General features: G+C 60.3%; 10 protein-coding genes. 2 read left to right on the forward strand and 8 right to left on the reverse strand.

The features are described from left to right. Positions 1-6: 6 nt before the first annotated feature. Positions 7-3,768: a DUF1631 family protein gene (locus tag ACJO3M_RS18430; RefSeq protein WP_407002841.1), complete on the reverse strand. Its 3,762-nt coding sequence runs from the start codon at positions 3,766-3,768 to the stop codon at positions 7-9. A 168-nt stretch (positions 3,769-3,936) separates the two neighbouring features. Between ACJO3M_RS18430 and ACJO3M_RS18435 the strand changes: the two genes are divergently transcribed. After that, positions 3,937-5,007, forward strand: a complete 1,071-nt coding sequence (locus ACJO3M_RS18435; RefSeq protein ID WP_407002842.1) for an aminopeptidase — start codon at positions 3,937-3,939, stop codon at positions 5,005-5,007. Here the strand turns inward: ACJO3M_RS18435 and argA are convergent. From argA to coaBC, 7 genes are all read right to left on the reverse strand, one after another. Then, positions 4,981-6,288, reverse strand: coding sequence for an amino-acid N-acetyltransferase (argA, locus tag ACJO3M_RS18440; protein ID WP_407002843.1), 1,308 nt, complete (start codon positions 6,286-6,288; stop codon positions 4,981-4,983). The two genes, ACJO3M_RS18435 and argA, sit on opposite strands and share 27 nt — an antisense overlap. 40 nt (positions 6,289-6,328) lie before the next feature. After that, the gene (gene argE / locus ACJO3M_RS18445) at positions 6,329-7,498 is read right to left on the reverse strand and encodes an acetylornithine deacetylase (protein WP_407002844.1); all 1,170 of its coding nucleotides are present in this window, start codon (positions 7,496-7,498) and stop codon (positions 6,329-6,331) included. Positions 7,499-7,524: 26 nt separating this feature from the next. Then, positions 7,525-8,766, reverse strand: coding sequence for an aq_1923 C-terminal domain (locus ACJO3M_RS18450; RefSeq protein WP_407002845.1), 1,242 nt, complete (start codon positions 8,764-8,766; stop codon positions 7,525-7,527). A gap of 73 nt (positions 8,767-8,839) precedes the next feature. Further along, the gene (argB, locus tag ACJO3M_RS18455; RefSeq protein WP_407002846.1) at positions 8,840-9,736 is read right to left on the reverse strand and encodes an acetylglutamate kinase; all 897 of its coding nucleotides are present in this window, start codon (positions 9,734-9,736) and stop codon (positions 8,840-8,842) included. 24 nt (positions 9,737-9,760) lie between these two features. After that, entirely contained in the window at positions 9,761-12,388 is a 2,628-nt protein-coding gene (locus tag ACJO3M_RS18460; protein ID WP_407002847.1) for a phosphomannomutase/phosphoglucomutase, read from the reverse strand. A 96-nt stretch (positions 12,389-12,484) separates the two neighbouring features. Continuing rightward, the gene (gene dut, locus ACJO3M_RS18465) at positions 12,485-12,946 is read right to left on the reverse strand and encodes a dUTP diphosphatase (protein ID WP_407002848.1); all 462 of its coding nucleotides are present in this window, start codon (positions 12,944-12,946) and stop codon (positions 12,485-12,487) included. 23 nt (positions 12,947-12,969) lie between these two features. Next, positions 12,970-14,157 carry a bifunctional phosphopantothenoylcysteine decarboxylase/phosphopantothenate--cysteine ligase CoaBC gene (coaBC, locus tag ACJO3M_RS18470; RefSeq protein ID WP_407002849.1) on the reverse strand — a complete coding sequence of 396 codons (1,188 nt, stop codon included), beginning with the start codon at positions 14,155-14,157 and terminating at the stop codon, positions 12,970-12,972. 165 nt (positions 14,158-14,322) lie between these two features. On the opposite strand from coaBC, the gene radC reads away from it, so the two are divergent. After that, positions 14,323-14,997 carry a RadC family protein gene (radC, locus tag ACJO3M_RS18475; protein WP_407002850.1) on the forward strand — a complete coding sequence of 225 codons (675 nt, stop codon included), beginning with the start codon at positions 14,323-14,325 and terminating at the stop codon, positions 14,995-14,997. The last annotated feature ends 79 nt before the right edge of the window (positions 14,998-15,076 follow it).

The following is a 15,076-nucleotide window of genomic DNA, read 5'->3' on the forward strand; positions in this document are numbered from 1 at the left end:
CAGGCGTTAATGGAGGCTGTCCAGCAGCCGGGGCCTTTCAATCACAAAGCCCTGGGCATAATCCACGCCCAGAAGCCTCAGCATATCGAGAACTTCACGGGATTCAACCCGGGAAGCAATCACTTCCCGTTTCATATAATGCGCCATATCCACCATGGACTGCACCATTGCCCGGTCGGTTTCACTGGTAACCACCTGCTTGGTGAACGTACTGTCCAGTTTGATCAGGTCAACCGGAAGGCTGCGCATCAGTTGGAACGAAACCGGCCCGCTGCCGAAATTGCCCAGGCAGAAGCGACACCCCAGCTCCTTCATCTCCAGCATGAACTCCTCCAGGCGGTCCAGGTCATTGACCGCGGCTGTTTCCGTCAACTCGAACCACAGCCGCTCTATCGGGGCATCCTTCTGGCTCAGCTTGTCATAGATGAATTCCAGCAATGACTGATCGTTCAGCGAATAGCCGGACAGGTTAATACATACACCTCCCAGATGATCCGGATCCGGTGCGCTGTCCCGCAACCAGTCCAGCATACGACCCACCACCCAGCGATCCACCGCCTGCATACGATCATAACGCTCCGCCATACGGACAAAATCACTGCCGGTGATCAGGTCACCGCCGTCGTCGTACATGCTGATCAACACTTCGTACTGCGCCAGCATCCGGGTATTCGCGTGCAGCGGGATCATCTTCTGGCAACGCAACAGCATGCGTTCTTCATCCAGGTTTCCCAGGCTTGCCACCTTCGCGGCAATTTGCTCCTGCCGCGACTGATCGGTTGCATCCAGGGCGTACTCAACGACCTTGCCATGGCCCTGTTGTTTCGACGCTTGCAGGGCGTGCTCGGATGCCCGCAGCCAGCGCTCGGCGGCGGTCAGCGCGGGCAGTTCAGGCACCAGTCCGGCGCTGGCTGACAACCGGTATTCACGGCCGTCAAAGGCAAATTCCGTGGCCTCGATATCAGCCACGATCGTCCGGGTGGTCGCCAGCGCGGTTTCCGCCGGCAGCAGCCAGGCGAACTCATTCCCGGACAGGCGCGCCAACGGCATGCCATCCCCCACCCGGGCGCGGAGGATATCCGCAATCATGCGGAGGGCGTCATCACCCGCCTGATAGCCGGCGGTGTCATTCAGCAACCGGAACTGGCGCAGGTCCAGCCGCACCAGGGCGCGCTCGTCTTCATGGCGGGCCAGCTGCTGGTCCAGCATGCGTTCGAACTCCCGCCGCCCCAGCAACCCGGTCAATTCGTCGTGGGTCGAAGCCCAGGACAGCTGGTCATACACTTTGCGAACCATGCGGTCGAGGCTCTCATCCACCAACGGGCGCTCATACTGGCTGTCGGGAACCACAACGCCCTTGCGCATCTGGCGTGCCAGACCGTCCAGGTCCAGCTCCACGACCCTCATGCCCTGATGGTTCACAAATACGAAACGGCTGAACCCCCGGGCAACCCATACCAGACGAATGTACTGGGGCTCGTCGGGATTCTCCTGATCCCTCAGCCAGTCACCGGTGCGCAATTGCCGGGCCCGATGCACCCAGCGTTGCAGGCTTTTCTGCTCTCGCTCGGACAAAACCTTCTGCTTGTCTTCCCCGGTCTGGACCGGCGGCATCAACACCATTTCCGGCGGATGGTCGGCACTGCGCACCAGGAACTGCTTGAGCTCATCCCGGATCTGAGAGGATGGCATATGGTTGCTGGAAATGGACGACAGACCATCCTGAATAACCCGCAGCAGGTCAGGCAGGTTAATGCCCGCCCCGGGATCATCCGCGAATGCCAGCAGTGAATCGATCACCGTCAGGTAATCCTGCCATAACTGACTATCCGGTCCCTGACGAATCCAGGTCAACGACAACAGATCTCGCCAACCACCCTCCAGCAGACTCAACAGCGCTCTGGGAACTTTGCGATCCGCCAGCTTCTGGTTGAGCACTTCGTTCACCGCTGCCTTGGAGTCCGATACCTTCTGAGCACCCTCGGCTGCAGCGGTCACCCGCTCCACATTGCGACGATACACCAGGTTCTGGCGATCAATCAGGGCGTCCAGTTCCTGCACCGTGGATTCGAAGACTCCGGTATCCTGTTCAAAATCGGTGGCGATGCGATGAATCAGTTCATCAATCCGGCGCTGCACCACCGGGTTAATGCGACCCCCTTTGACCCCCAGCTGGGCCAGGCGGTTCATCACTCCGCGAACCGGGCTGTCCTTATCATCAAAAAAGGCAGGGTCCCGCATGACCACTTTCAGCACCGGCACTTCCAACTGGCGCATGTGGCTTTGGGCATAATCACTGAGCTTCGGGCTTTCCACCACACTGCGGAAAAAGCGGTCCACCACATCCAGGGTGTCCTGCTGCTCCTCATTGAGGGCGTGCTTGCCACTGTCTTTGACCCTTTCCACCACCCGTTCCCGGAGTGTAGCCGCCTCAGCACTCAACACGGTCGACTCCACCTGCAGCTGCTGCAGTTCCCGGTGCAGTTCCCCCGTGGACAGTGGCCGGGCATTGGGCGCAAAAGCCATGGGTTCCGTATCGCCCCGGGCCAGCCGACTGGCGGCCAGCGTGCCGATCAGGTTACGGACAGTGGCGAAGGCGGTCTGGGCGGCATCGGCGTACCCACGGAACTCCATCGGCGCCCGTTTGCCAGCACTCGCGCTCCGGGCCGGAGCAGATGCCGTCGCCGTGGCTGACGCTGCCTGCTGGCCCTGCCCCGTTTGGACGGGTGCCGGTGAACCGCTGGCCGCTTTGCGGCCGGGTTCATTACCCACGGAGCTCCGTTCAGAGAGGTATTTGCTCAGGTCCAGATCCGGCAGCACGCCGTGGCGAATCAGGATGTTGTTCAGCTCCTGGTAAAGCGGAGCAAGCTGCTGAAGCACCTGCTGCTCGAACACTTTCAGGCAGACCTTTTCCACTTCACGACTGGCTTTCAAATGACTCAGCCCGGCATGAAACGACTCACAGACCAGCGACGGTCCCAGCGGGTTGTGGTGGCCAGTGGAGTTGGCAATGCCCAGCTTGTCCAGCCGCAGTTTGAGCTGGAGCAGATCCCCCCGGTACTGGGTGTCCGCCTTGGTAACCATCACCCGTATGGTCAGCCAGTCTTCAAACTCGCCCTTGTCCACCACCGACAGCTCCGAGCCCGGAAACCCTTTTCTCGCCGGCTTGAGAGGCGATTCCAGGCTCTGTGCCATCTGGTGCCAGATCACCCGCTGCCGCGCTTCAAGCTGGCCCGAGGCGTCCATATACTCGTTTGCCTGCTGGTCACTACTTGCCTTCCGGGCCGCCTGCTTCAGCGCCACAATCATCTGCGCCAGACAGGCATCCATCAGCGGTTCAATAAACTGGACAACGGCGCGGGCAGACTGGTGCAGGACAAACTGCACCCGGTCACTGGGCGCTCGCAATGCAGCCCGTTCCTGGAAGCGGTCGCCACCACACTGTTTGAGCATTGCGCTCACGGCGTCCGGATTGGCACGGACAAAATGCACGCCCATGGCCCTTTCGATACGACGAACGATACTGACGTACAGTTCATGACGACGATTGCCATCCGCCGAGCGGAAACGCACGATAATCTCCTCGGGCACGCCCCGGGCTATCGCTCGCTCAAGTTTGCGGGAGGTGTCGCCCGAGTATCGAATGAACAAGCCTTCGGCACAAAAATCCGCGATCTGGCACGGCCACACCTCACCCGCCCCAAGATCCAGCTGGGCCGCGAGTTTGATGGGCTGTCGGGGACTTGTGCGACGTTCTCTGGGATCCATGAACTACCTGATATTCGGCCAAGGCCAGGGTGGGTCGGAGACCGTTGCCTCACCCTGGTCAGCGTCCCTGAAACGGTGACCCGTGTCACCTGCTACTATATGGGGAACATGTCTGTAATATAGTGGGATATCCCGTTGCGAGACAGCCTCACCTTCACATTGTGAACCATGATACAGCTTAATCAGATCTATCTTCTTTTGCTACTGGTAGCGGTGCTTCCAGGGTGTTCGACCATTGGCTACTACAGCCAGGCAGTTGGCGGCCATGTCTCGCTGATGCTGGCTTCGCAACCGGTCGACAGCCTGCTGACGGATCCCGGTACCGACGACGAACTGAAACGTAAACTGACCATCGCCCGGAACGCTCGCCACTTCGCAGAGAACCGGCTGGCATTGCCCGCCGACGACGCATTCACCGAGTATTCCGAGCTGGAACGCCCCTGGGTGGTGGTCAACCTGGTGGCGGTCCCGGAGTTCTCACTCACCCCCCATCAGTGGTGTTACCCCGTCGTCGGGTGTCAGGCTTACCGGGGCTATTTCAGCCTTGGGGATGCGCAGGAGGAGCAACGCCAGTTCGACAGGCAGGGCTTTGATACCTTTATCGGCGCAGTAACAGCCTACTCGACCCTGGGCTGGTTCGATGACCCGCTGCACAGCGGATTCACCCATTTGTCAGATGATCGCATGGTGGCCCTGATGTTCCACGAACTGGCCCACCAGGTGGTCTATATTGACGAAGACACGGCGTTCAACGAGAGCTTTGCCACAGCCGTGGAACTGGAGGGCCTGAGACTGTGGCTGGAAGAGCGTGGCGAAGGTGACCAGTTTGCCGCAGCACTGCAACGGCTGTCGCAAAGGAATCAGACCCTGGCACTGGTGGAACACGCCTCCAGTGAGCTGGAGGCGCTGTACGGGCGTGAGGGGGAACTGTCCGTTGAGACCATGAGAACCAGAAAAAAGCAGGTATTCGCAGAGCTGATCAATCGCTACAACGAGATGGCCAGCCAGTGGGATCAGCCCGGCCCGTTCGGCAGCGCTATCGAAACACTGAACAACGCCAATATTGCCCTGTTCCGGCAATACAATCAGTACGTGCCCGGTTTCCGACAACTACTGAAAGAGCAGGACTACCAGTTTGACGATTTCTTTGACCGGGTAAGAGCTCTGTCTGAACTGGACCAGGAACAACGGACACTGACCCTGTCGGCCTTGTCACAACGGTTTGACGAACACCTTTGAGTTGCGCTGGGTGTTGTAGGAGGCCAGCTTGGGGCCCGGCAACGCCTGTACTGTCGAGGGCTGGAATCCACGTTCGCGGAACCAGTGCTCGGTCTGGGTGGTCAGCACAAACAACCGCTGGATGCCCTGGCTACGGGCCAGTTTCTCCACCATCGCAAAGATATCGTCACCGCGACCGGCACGGCGGTATTTCGGGTCCACGGCAAAACACGACAGCTCACCCGCGCCCTCGTCCGGGTAACAATGGAGCGCGGCACAGCCGACGATCGTGCCGTCACGTTCGGCAACCACAAACCGGTCGATCTCGGTTTCCAGCATTTCCCGCGAGCGCCGCACCAGAATCCCCTGCTCTTCCAGCGGTTGAATCAGCTCCAGGATGCCACCAATGTCCTCAACCCGCGCCTGGCGGATCTGCTCATAGTTGTCACCGCTGACCAGCGTGCCGGAACCATCCCGGGTAAACAGCTCCTCCAGCAACGCGCCATCCTCCACGTAGCTGATAATGTGGGAGCGGCGCACCCCTTTCACACAGGCATCGCAGGCCGCTTTCAACAAAGCGGCATCGTGGCCGGTTACAGCCCCTTCGGCCAATCGTTGAGTGGCCTGCTTTGCGGACAGCTCCCGAATCAATGCCCCGTCGGGCTCAAGCAGCCCCTGATCGTCAATAAACATGATGAGCTTTTCTGCCTGCAGCGCCGCCGCCACCTGGCTGCCGACATCTTCGTAAGACAGGTTGAAGGCGTCCCCGGTGGGGGAAAACCCCTGGGGTGGCAACAAAACGATGTGGCCCAGTTCCAGCAGCTTTTCTATCCCGGCCACATCCACCCGGCGAACACGACCGGTGTACCCAAAATCGATGCCGTCGAGAACGCCAACCGGGCGCGCCGCCACGAAATTGCCACCACTGACCCGGATACGGGCATTGTGCATGGGGGAATTCACCAGTCCCATGGACAGCTGACTTTCCAGATATGCCCGCAACCCGCCAATCGCCTGCAGCACCAGGGGCAGTTGTTGCTCCCGGGTGACCCGCAAGCCACGATGGAATGACGATTCCAAACCGGCTTCATCCAGTCTTTCCTGAATCTGCGGCCTTGCCCCGAACACCACCACCAGGCGCACACCAAGACTGCTCAGCAGTGCGATATCGTGGATAATATTGATGAAATTATCATGGGCAATCGCATCCCCGCCGATGGTCAGCACCACCGTGCGCCCCCGGTGCGCGTTGATGTAGGGGGAGGAATGGCGGAATCCATGCAGCCAGTCGTTAGATTTCAATCGTTTCTCCTGGTCAATCGTCTTTCCTGATGCCTGAACATTACAGGCAAAACTGTTTGATCAACCCCTTCAGGATCGTCACGGTCGGGTCGAGCTGAGACAACTCCAGGAATTCATCCGGCTGGTGCGCCTGATCAATCGACCCCGGCCCCATGACCAGTGTTTCCAATCCAAGTTTCTGCAGCCACGGCGCCTCGGTGGCAAACGCCACGGCATGGGCGGTATGACCGGTCAGCTTCTCACAGGCACTGACCAGCTGCGCATCCGCCGGGGTTTCAAACGGTGGCACGCCGTCGAACAACGGCTCAAACACCATGGACAGTTCACGGCGCTCGGCCACCGGCTGCAACTTGCCGAGGATGGCCTGGCGCAAGGATGCCATATCCATCCCCGGTAACGGCCGCAAATCGAAATGCAGCTCACAACTGGCACAGATCCGGTTGGGATTGTCACCTCCGTGAATGCACCCCAGGTTCATGGTCGGCACTTCTACCCTGAAATTCGGGTTTCGGTATTTCTCCTGCCAGGCAGAGCGCAGACCCAACAGCTCGCCCAGCGCTTCGTGCATACCTTCCAGGGCATTGCGGCCAAGGGAGGGATCGGAAGAATGGCCTGACTGCCCCTCAAACACCAGCCGCTCCATCATGATGCCCTTGTGCATTCGCACCGGCCTCAGACTGGTGGGCTCGCCGATCACCGCATACCGTGCCTGCGGTCGTCCCGCTTCCGCCAGCGCGCGGGCACCATTCATCGAGCTTTCTTCGTCAGCCGTGGCAAGGATGATCAATGGCTGTTTCAGTTCCTGACCGGCAAACGCTCGGGCGGCCTCTATGGCAAGCGGAAAAAAACCTTTCATATCGCAGGTACCCAATCCATACCAGCGATCATCCCGTTCCGTCAGGGTGAACGGATCACTCTGCCAGCGCTTATCATCAAAGGGCACAGTGTCGGTGTGCCCGGACAGCACCAGCCCACCCGGACCGCTACCAAGCGTGGCAATCATATTGAACTTGCCCGGCATGCCGGGCACTTCCATCAATTCCACCTTGAACCCCAGCGGCTCCAGCCACTCCGCCAGCGTCTGTACAACGGCTTCGTTGCTTTGGTCCCAGTCCGGTGTTGCGCTGCTGATGGATGGCAGGGCAATCAGCCGGGTCAGCATCTCGCGAATACCCGGAACCACATCGGTTTTGTTAGTGGACTCAGACATAAAAGAATTCCTGGCCCGGTCTCGGGTCACCGGGTCTGGCCACGCCGCCAGACCTCAAACTTGTCAATGGCCCGAATCATCATCGGATAGGCAATCTCGCCGCCACCGACAATCCGGGCAACCTCCAGGGTCTGCTCGCCAACACTGGCCAGCCGCCCCTCCACGACATTGTCATTGGACAGGGTAATTCTCACGTTTCGCCCAACCCAACGTTCCGCTTCTGTCAGATCGGCAGGGTACCAGTCCGCCACCAGATCACCTTCGCCTTCCGGTATCACTGGTTGCAGCGCCTGCTCCGGGACAGCCGGCTCTGGCGGCTCGACTTCCCTCAGATAGATATCGGGCACTGACTGCCCATTGTAGTTGACCGCCAGCGTTCCGGCACCGTCCTGGTTCGCGCCCCGCACCGGAACACCGAAGACAGACCGATCGGGATCCAGAGTCAGGGTCAGCTCGCCGCCTTCAGTCAACCATTGCCGGTACAACGCCAGCAACTGGCCACTGGCCTCATAACCCCGGGCACTCAGCCCCTGACGAAAGGCATCCATGACAATACTGGTCCATTCATCCGTCGCCACTGAGGATTCGCGGGCACAATAGGCGGCAACCCGGCGCATTAGACCACCGTCACGAACAGTGACGGTCATCGGCTCGCTCCCGGCCTGCGCCATTCGGTCGGGGTTGAGGATATTCACCCGTGCCCCCGGCCACTGGATTTCCAGACTGCCGGTGCTCGCCGTTGTCAGCTCCAGGTACAGGTGATCAGGGTGCTGCCGGATCAGGGCCTCGCCGGCGATGTTGTTCACCCCCATGCGCACCAGGTCCCCGCTGCCCAGTTGCTGGCGGTGATCGGGCCCACAGACCGGGGCAAACAACGCGGGGTTGGTCTCGCCGGAAGCGGTAACCCAATTGCGGAACATGGTTGCTTCCAGGACCAGACGAAGGTTTTCCACCCGCAGGGACCAGGCCGGCGGCAGGTTACCCGGGTCCACCAGCGCGGTCAGGAGATGCAACGGCGAGCCCGCGTCAAACGCCACGCGGCCAATATCGACTGGCTGCGCCAGACGGAAATCCTGATAACTGGCGCCCGTCAGCAGCAGGCGCCCCTCAATTCCAGAGCTGATCGCGCCCCGTTCAATAACCCCGGCACTCTCAACCGCATCCTGGGCTTCCGCCAGGCGCTGGTCCGCCAGCCACCAGACAGCCGCCTTGAACAGCAACCATCCCAGCAGCACCACCACAACAACAAAGGTCAGCAGGCGTTTCATTCATCCATCCTCTCGTCCGGCCGGAGGTCCACCGACCGGACTGCACCACCAAATGTCAGCCCGGCGGGCTGTTTCAATTGCGGGAGATCAGCGTTCCCACACCTTCGTCCGTGAATATCTCAAGCAGGGTTGCGTGGGCAACCCGACCATCAATAATGTGTGACGTACGCACGCCATTCTCCACCGCATTCAGGGCGCAACGGATTTTCGGCAGCATGCCGCCATGGATGGTGCCATCCTCGATCAGATCGTTGACCTGCTGGGCAGTGAGCCCGGTAAGGACCTTGTCTTCCTTGCTCTTGAGACCAGAAACATTGGTCAGCAGGATCAGCTTCTCGGCCTTCATGGCCTCTGCCACCTTGCCGGCCACCAGATCAGCATTGATGTTATAGGACGCGCCATCAGGCCCCACCCCGATCGGCGCGATGACCGGTATCACGTTACTGCGGGTCAGCATTTCGATAACCTCGACATTCACGCTGTCAACTTCACCGACGTGGCCAATATCGATGATTTCCGGGCGTTCCAGCTCGGCGGAGCGATTGACCACTTCCAGTTTCCGCGCCCGGATCAGGTTGGCATCCTTACCTGTCAGGCCCACGGCGGTACCACCATGGGCATTGATCAGCGAGACGATTTCCTTGTTGACCTGGCCGCCCAGCACCATCTCGACAACGTCCATGGTTTCACTGTCGGTCACCCGCATGCCGTTGACGAAGCGGGACTGGATGTTCAGGCGCTCCAACAAACCGCCAATCTGCGGCCCACCACCGTGAACCACGATCGGATTGATGCCCACCAGCTTCATCAGCACCACATCCCGGGCGAAGCTGCTCTTCAGATCCTCGTTCTCCATGGCGTTGCCGCCGTACTTGATCACCACGGTTTTCCCGGTAAACCGCTGAATATAGGGCAAGCCTTTACTCAGGACGGATGCCACCTGCATTGCTGTTTCACGATCCAGTGCCATGCTTCTGCCTTAATAATCTGTCAATTAAAAATCTGCGACCAGGTCGGGGGCCACTTTCTGTAGCTGGTCACGGAACACGCCCTTGATGCGTTCCAGCGCCTCGTTGGTTTCCGCCTCAAACCGAAGCACCAGAACCGGTGTCGTGTTGGAGGCACGGCACAGACCCCAGCCATCGGCGTAATCCACCCGGATACCGTCAATGGTACTGATGCTCCCATCACCGAAACTGCCCTCGCTGGACAGACGCTCCACCAACTGGAATTTGCTGTCTTCGGTAACCTCGACATTCAGTTCCGGGGTACTGATATCTTCCGGGAAGTCCTCGAACACCTCATCACTGTGGCGATCCTCAACGCCCAGGATCTCGAGCAGGCGCGCGGCTGAATAGAGCCCATCATCAAAGCCGTACCAACGTTCGCCAAAGAATATGTGCCCGCTCATTTCTCCGGCGAGCAGCGCTCCGGTCTCCTTCATCTTGGCCTTCATCAGGGAGTGGCCTGTTTTCCACATGATGGGGCGACCGCCCGCATCCGAGATCACTCCGGCCAGGCGACGGCTGCACTTTACATCGTACAACACATCAGCGCCGGGATTCCGGGAAACAACATCCCTGGCAAACAGCATTAGCAGACGGTCCGGCCAGATAATCTTGCCACTGTTGGTCACCACGCCAAGGCGATCCCCGTCACCGTCGAAGGCCAGGCCGATATCCGCACTCTCCGCCTTCACCCGGGCAATCAGATCCACCAGGTTGTCGGGTTTGCCCGGATCCGGGTGGTGGTTGGGGAAGTCACCATCCACGTCGCAATAGAGGGGGATCACCTCGCAGCCCAGCTCTTCCACCAGCATCGGCGCCAGTTCACCGGCTATGCCGTTGCCCGCGTCCAGCACCACCTTCAGGGGCGCCGCCACAGCGATATCCCCGACGATGCGATCCAGGTAAGCCCGACGCACGTCCTCCGATGATTGCGCACCCTGGCCGCTGTTCAGGTCTCCGGTCTGGATACGCTGAAGCAGCTTCTGGATACCATCGCCGGACAGGGTTTCACCGCCAAGCATGATCTTCAGGCCGTTGTAGTTAGCCGGGTTGTGGCTACCGGTCACCATGACGCCCGACCCGGTCTTCAGGTGATGGGTGGCGAAGTACAGAACCGGCGTAGGCACGGCGCCAACGTGTATCACGTCGCAGCCGGTGGCCATAATACCCCGGGCGAGGGCATCCGCCAGATCCGGGCTGGAATGCCGGCCATCATAGCCGATACAGAGAGTGTCGATGCCGCGCTCGGCCGCCTCGCTGCCGATGGCCCGGCCAATGACATTCACGATCTCCGGAGACAGTGTCTCGCCTACAATGCCGCGGATATCGTAAGCCCGGAAGATGCCCGCCGGCACATCCACCTGTGGCAACGCCACTTCCTCAACCGACGGAGCGTTTTCAGAGTCTGCCTCACTTTCATCCATCGCTCCGCCGCCGAAGCCCAGGACGTCCTCATCGCCATCCAGCATGTCGATATCCAGCATGTCCTTTTCCTGGAACAGCGGTTCCTCTGCAGCGGCCGCTTTACCTGCCGGAGCCTTCGGGCGCGCAGACTCGGCGGCCTTGAGAACGCGCCTGTCCACGACCTGGGACAGGCGGTGAAGGACCTCACCGGTGGACGCCACCAGATCCCATTTTAACACCGGCAACTTCACCCGCTCGCCACCAAACACCTTGTGGGCCCACTGGGTCAGTACGGACACATCCTGGCGAATGCTGCGCTGGGCGCCGCCCAGTATGACCCAAACCACAATCGCGGCCACCAAAGTCGGCGCCAGAATCAGAATGATGGCGAGAACCGTATTCAACACCGGCGTGGGCGTCGATGCCGGCTGATAACGGAGAGACCAGTCCGGAGCGGACAGCGCCCGCTCCTCTGCATCGCCATTGCCAGTGCCGTTACTGGCCACGACCCGGGCGGAACCATTGACACTCTGCACCAACGCCAGTTGACCGCCCAACTCACGGTTGTTCACCGCCAACAACGGCTGCAGGCTGGAGGCGTCAAAGACCACCAGCATACTGCCCGCCATGGCGCGGCTGGCCGGATTGCGGACAGAGGCCGCCATCTGGAAATACCACTGACCATTCCGCGGGAAGGCGTTGGGGTGCAAAGAACGTCCGGATTCGGCCTGTCGTGCCAGGTCCAGGCCGGCAAACCCGAGGGTTTCATCGCCTCCGGCACTGCGGGGAATGTCACCATAGGGGAACAGGTGCACGGCCTGAACGCCGGGCAGAACATTACCAAGTTCCGCAGCCACGGATTCCAGGCCGGAGCCGGTCGCCAGGGCCTCACGGACATGACGCTGCGCCACAATGCCATCAACCGCCGACTGCAAAGTGGCCAGGTGCTGATTCAGGCGATTGGTCGCGGCATCAACTTCAAGATTTGCCTGCAGGTCGGCGCGACGGGATTCAGTCGGTTCAAACACCAGCAGGTAAACCAGGGCAACCGCCAGCATCCCGGCCAGCGCCACAACCGCTGCCTGGGTACCGGCCACGGCACTCAGGCGCTTCAGCCGGTGCCCCCTGGATCCCCCACGCTTCCGCTCCGGCTTGCCGTCCTGTGCCTCCGCAACGGTCTCGTCCGGCTGTTTCTTCTTACCCAGCTTCATAGTCCATCCTGTACCTATAGTTTTTTCGCCCGGGGCAATGAGTTACCCAAGTATAGACCTCCGGCAATGTCTCCGCGTTTACAGACTGTTATCGGCTCAGCGGGTACCGGTCGAACCAAAGCCACCGGCGCCACGAGCACTGGCATCGAACGATTCCACCACTTCAAAATCCGCCTGCACGACCGGCACCAGCACCAGCTGGGCCAGGCGTTCTCCCACATCAACGGTAAACTCGTCCTGCCCCCGGTTCCAGCAGGACACCATCAGCTCTCCCTGGTAGTCGGAGTCAATCAGCCCCACCAGGTTACCCAGCACAATGCCGTGCTTATGCCCCAGACCACTGCGGGGCAGGATCATTGCCGCCAGGGACGGGTCCGCTATATGAATGGACAACCCGGTCCGGATCAATTGGGTGTCTCCCGGCTTCAGTGTCAACGGCTCGTCCAGGCAAGCCCTCAGGTCAAGACCGGCCGATCCCGAGGTGGCGTATTCCGGGAATGCAATGGTATCGCCGATGCGAGGGTCCAGAATCCGGACCTGGAAAGTTTGTCGCGTCATGGAGTGTCCTGTGAGAAGTTCTGTCAATGGATCTGGTCGGCAATCAGCCCTACCAGCTGGCGGGCGATACCGGTTTTGCTTTCCGGCCCGATGGCCTGCTGACCGGCAGGCCAGAATACGGTCACGGCGTTGCTGTCGCTGTTAAACCCGAGCCCGGGCACTGACACATCGTTGGCCACGATCATATCCAGTTTCTTGCGCTGCATTTTGTCCCTGGCATAACGCTCAACATCACTGGTTTCCGCCGCAAAGCCAACGGTGAACGGGGCATCGGCACGGGCCGCAATGGTAGCCAGGGTATCGGGATTGCGCACCAGCGCCAGCGACATGTCCTCGCGGGTTTTCTTGATCTTGTCACTGGCGCAGGTATCCGGCCGGTAATCCGCCACCGCGGCGGTGGCGATAAACACATCACAGCCTTCGTCCACCGCCTGTGCGGAGGCGGCCAGCATATCATCCGCCGTGATCACCGGGCGCACTTCCACACCTGCGGGTGCGGCGATGGATACCGGACCACTGACCAGCACCACCTGAGCACCGGCGTCCCTGGCTGCGGCGGCGAGGGCATAGCCCATTTTCCCGGAACTGTGGTTACTGATGTAGCGGATCGGATCGATGGGCTCTCGGGTCGGACCTGCGGTAATAACGACCCGTTTACCCGACAGTGGCCCGCTGCAGACCGCGGTAATGCGCTCAAATAAATCCAGGGGCTCCAGCATACGACCGGGCCCGGTATCCCCGCAGGCCTGGGATCCCTGGTCCGGCCCCCAGAGGGTGACTTGCGGATCCGATTCCAGCAAGCCAATGTTGCGCTGGGTCCGGTGATTATTCCACATAGCCTGATTCATCGCAGGCGCCACGACGATTGGCGCTTCGGTGGCGCAGCACAGCGTGGTCAGCAGATCATCCGCCATACCCTGGGCCAGGCGGGCGATAAAGTCGGCGGTCGCCGGGGCAATGACCACCTGATCCGCCCATTTGGCCAGCTCAATGTGCCCCATCCCCTGCTCCGCCTCCGGGTCCAGCAGAGACGTACGCACTGGCTCGCCGCTGAGCGCCTGGAAGGTCATCGGCGTGACAAACGCCTCTGCGCCCCGGGTCATCACCACACGCACCTGATGCCCTTCCTTTTTCAACAACCGCACCAGCTCTGCACTCTTGTAGGCGGCAATACCACCGGTGATCCCCAGCAGAATTCGTTTCGCGGCCATACTTGCTCCGTATCCGGCAAAAATAAAAGGCCTATAAGATAGCACGGCAGACGCCTCCCGGCAGCCTGCATCCCGTGCTAGACTTCCGGTCGGATTTCAGTGGCCTGCGCAGGGAGCGCCGCCGCGGGTTTCAAGCCATCATTTATAAACAGCAAGGACGCAATCATGACAACTCACCCCTGGCCGGCGGACGAACGCCCGCGGGAACGACTGCTGGCCCATGGGCCCGACAGCCTCTCCGATGCCGAACTACTGGCCATATTTCTTCGCACCGGCACCGCCGGCATGCCAGTCATGGAATTGGCGCGGCACCTCATTGACACCTTTGGCGGTCTCCGCGGCCTGATGACAGCCTCCCGGCGCCAGTTTTGCGAGGTCAGGGGGCTGGGCACGGCCAAATACGCCCAGGTGCAGGCGGCCATGGAAATGGCGCAAAGAGTGATGGATGAACCTCTAAGGCAGGGAGACCCCCTGCGCTCTCCTGCGGACACCCGGCGGTTCCTGTGCAGTCGCCTGGGCACCTATCCCCATGAGGTGTTTGCCGGCCTGTTTCTGGATAACCGGCACCGAGTAATCCAATACCGGGAACTGTTTCGCGGCACCATTGACGGTGCCGCGGTTTATCCCAGGGAGGTAGTCCGGCAGGCTTTGGAGTATAATGCTGCGGCAGTCATTTTTGCTCACAATCATCCATCCGGTGTTGCCGAGCCCAGTCAGGCAGACATTGCCCTGACCGGACGCCTCAAAGAGGCCCTTGGCCTGGTGGATATCAGGGTTCTTGACCATATGGTTGTGGGCCACGGTGAGGTAATATCCCTGGCTGAACGGGGACTGATGTAAGCCAGCCCGGGCCAGATACAAAAAACTGGCCAAATTCCCAACAATTTTTTGCGTTGGGGGGCCAGTTCTGGTATAAAAG

Source organism: Marinobacter alkalisoli, assembly GCF_045449795.1.
Classification (GTDB): domain Bacteria; phylum Pseudomonadota; class Gammaproteobacteria; order Pseudomonadales; family Oleiphilaceae; genus Marinobacter.

Coding starts and splice junctions, on each gene's coding strand:
- ACJO3M_RS18430 (WP_407002841.1), bottom strand. CDS start 3,768: ATGGATCCCAGAGAACGTCGCACAAGTCCCCGACAGCCCATCAAACTC.
- ACJO3M_RS18435 (WP_407002842.1), top strand. CDS start 3,937: ATGATACAGCTTAATCAGATCTATCTTCTTTTGCTACTGGTAGCGGTG.
- argE (WP_407002844.1), bottom strand. CDS start 7,498: ATGTCTGAGTCCACTAACAAAACCGATGTGGTTCCGGGTATTCGCGAG.
- ACJO3M_RS18450 (WP_407002845.1), bottom strand. CDS start 8,766: ATGAAACGCCTGCTGACCTTTGTTGTTGTGGTGGTGCTGCTGGGATGG.
- argB (WP_407002846.1), bottom strand. CDS start 9,736: ATGGCACTGGATCGTGAAACAGCAATGCAGGTGGCATCCGTCCTGAGT.
- ACJO3M_RS18460 (WP_407002847.1), bottom strand. CDS start 12,388: ATGAAGCTGGGTAAGAAGAAACAGCCGGACGAGACCGTTGCGGAGGCA.
- dut (WP_407002848.1), bottom strand. CDS start 12,946: ATGACGCGACAAACTTTCCAGGTCCGGATTCTGGACCCTCGCATCGGC.
- coaBC (WP_407002849.1), bottom strand. CDS start 14,157: ATGGCCGCGAAACGAATTCTGCTGGGGATCACCGGTGGTATTGCCGCC.
- radC (WP_407002850.1), top strand. CDS start 14,323: ATGACAACTCACCCCTGGCCGGCGGACGAACGCCCGCGGGAACGACTG.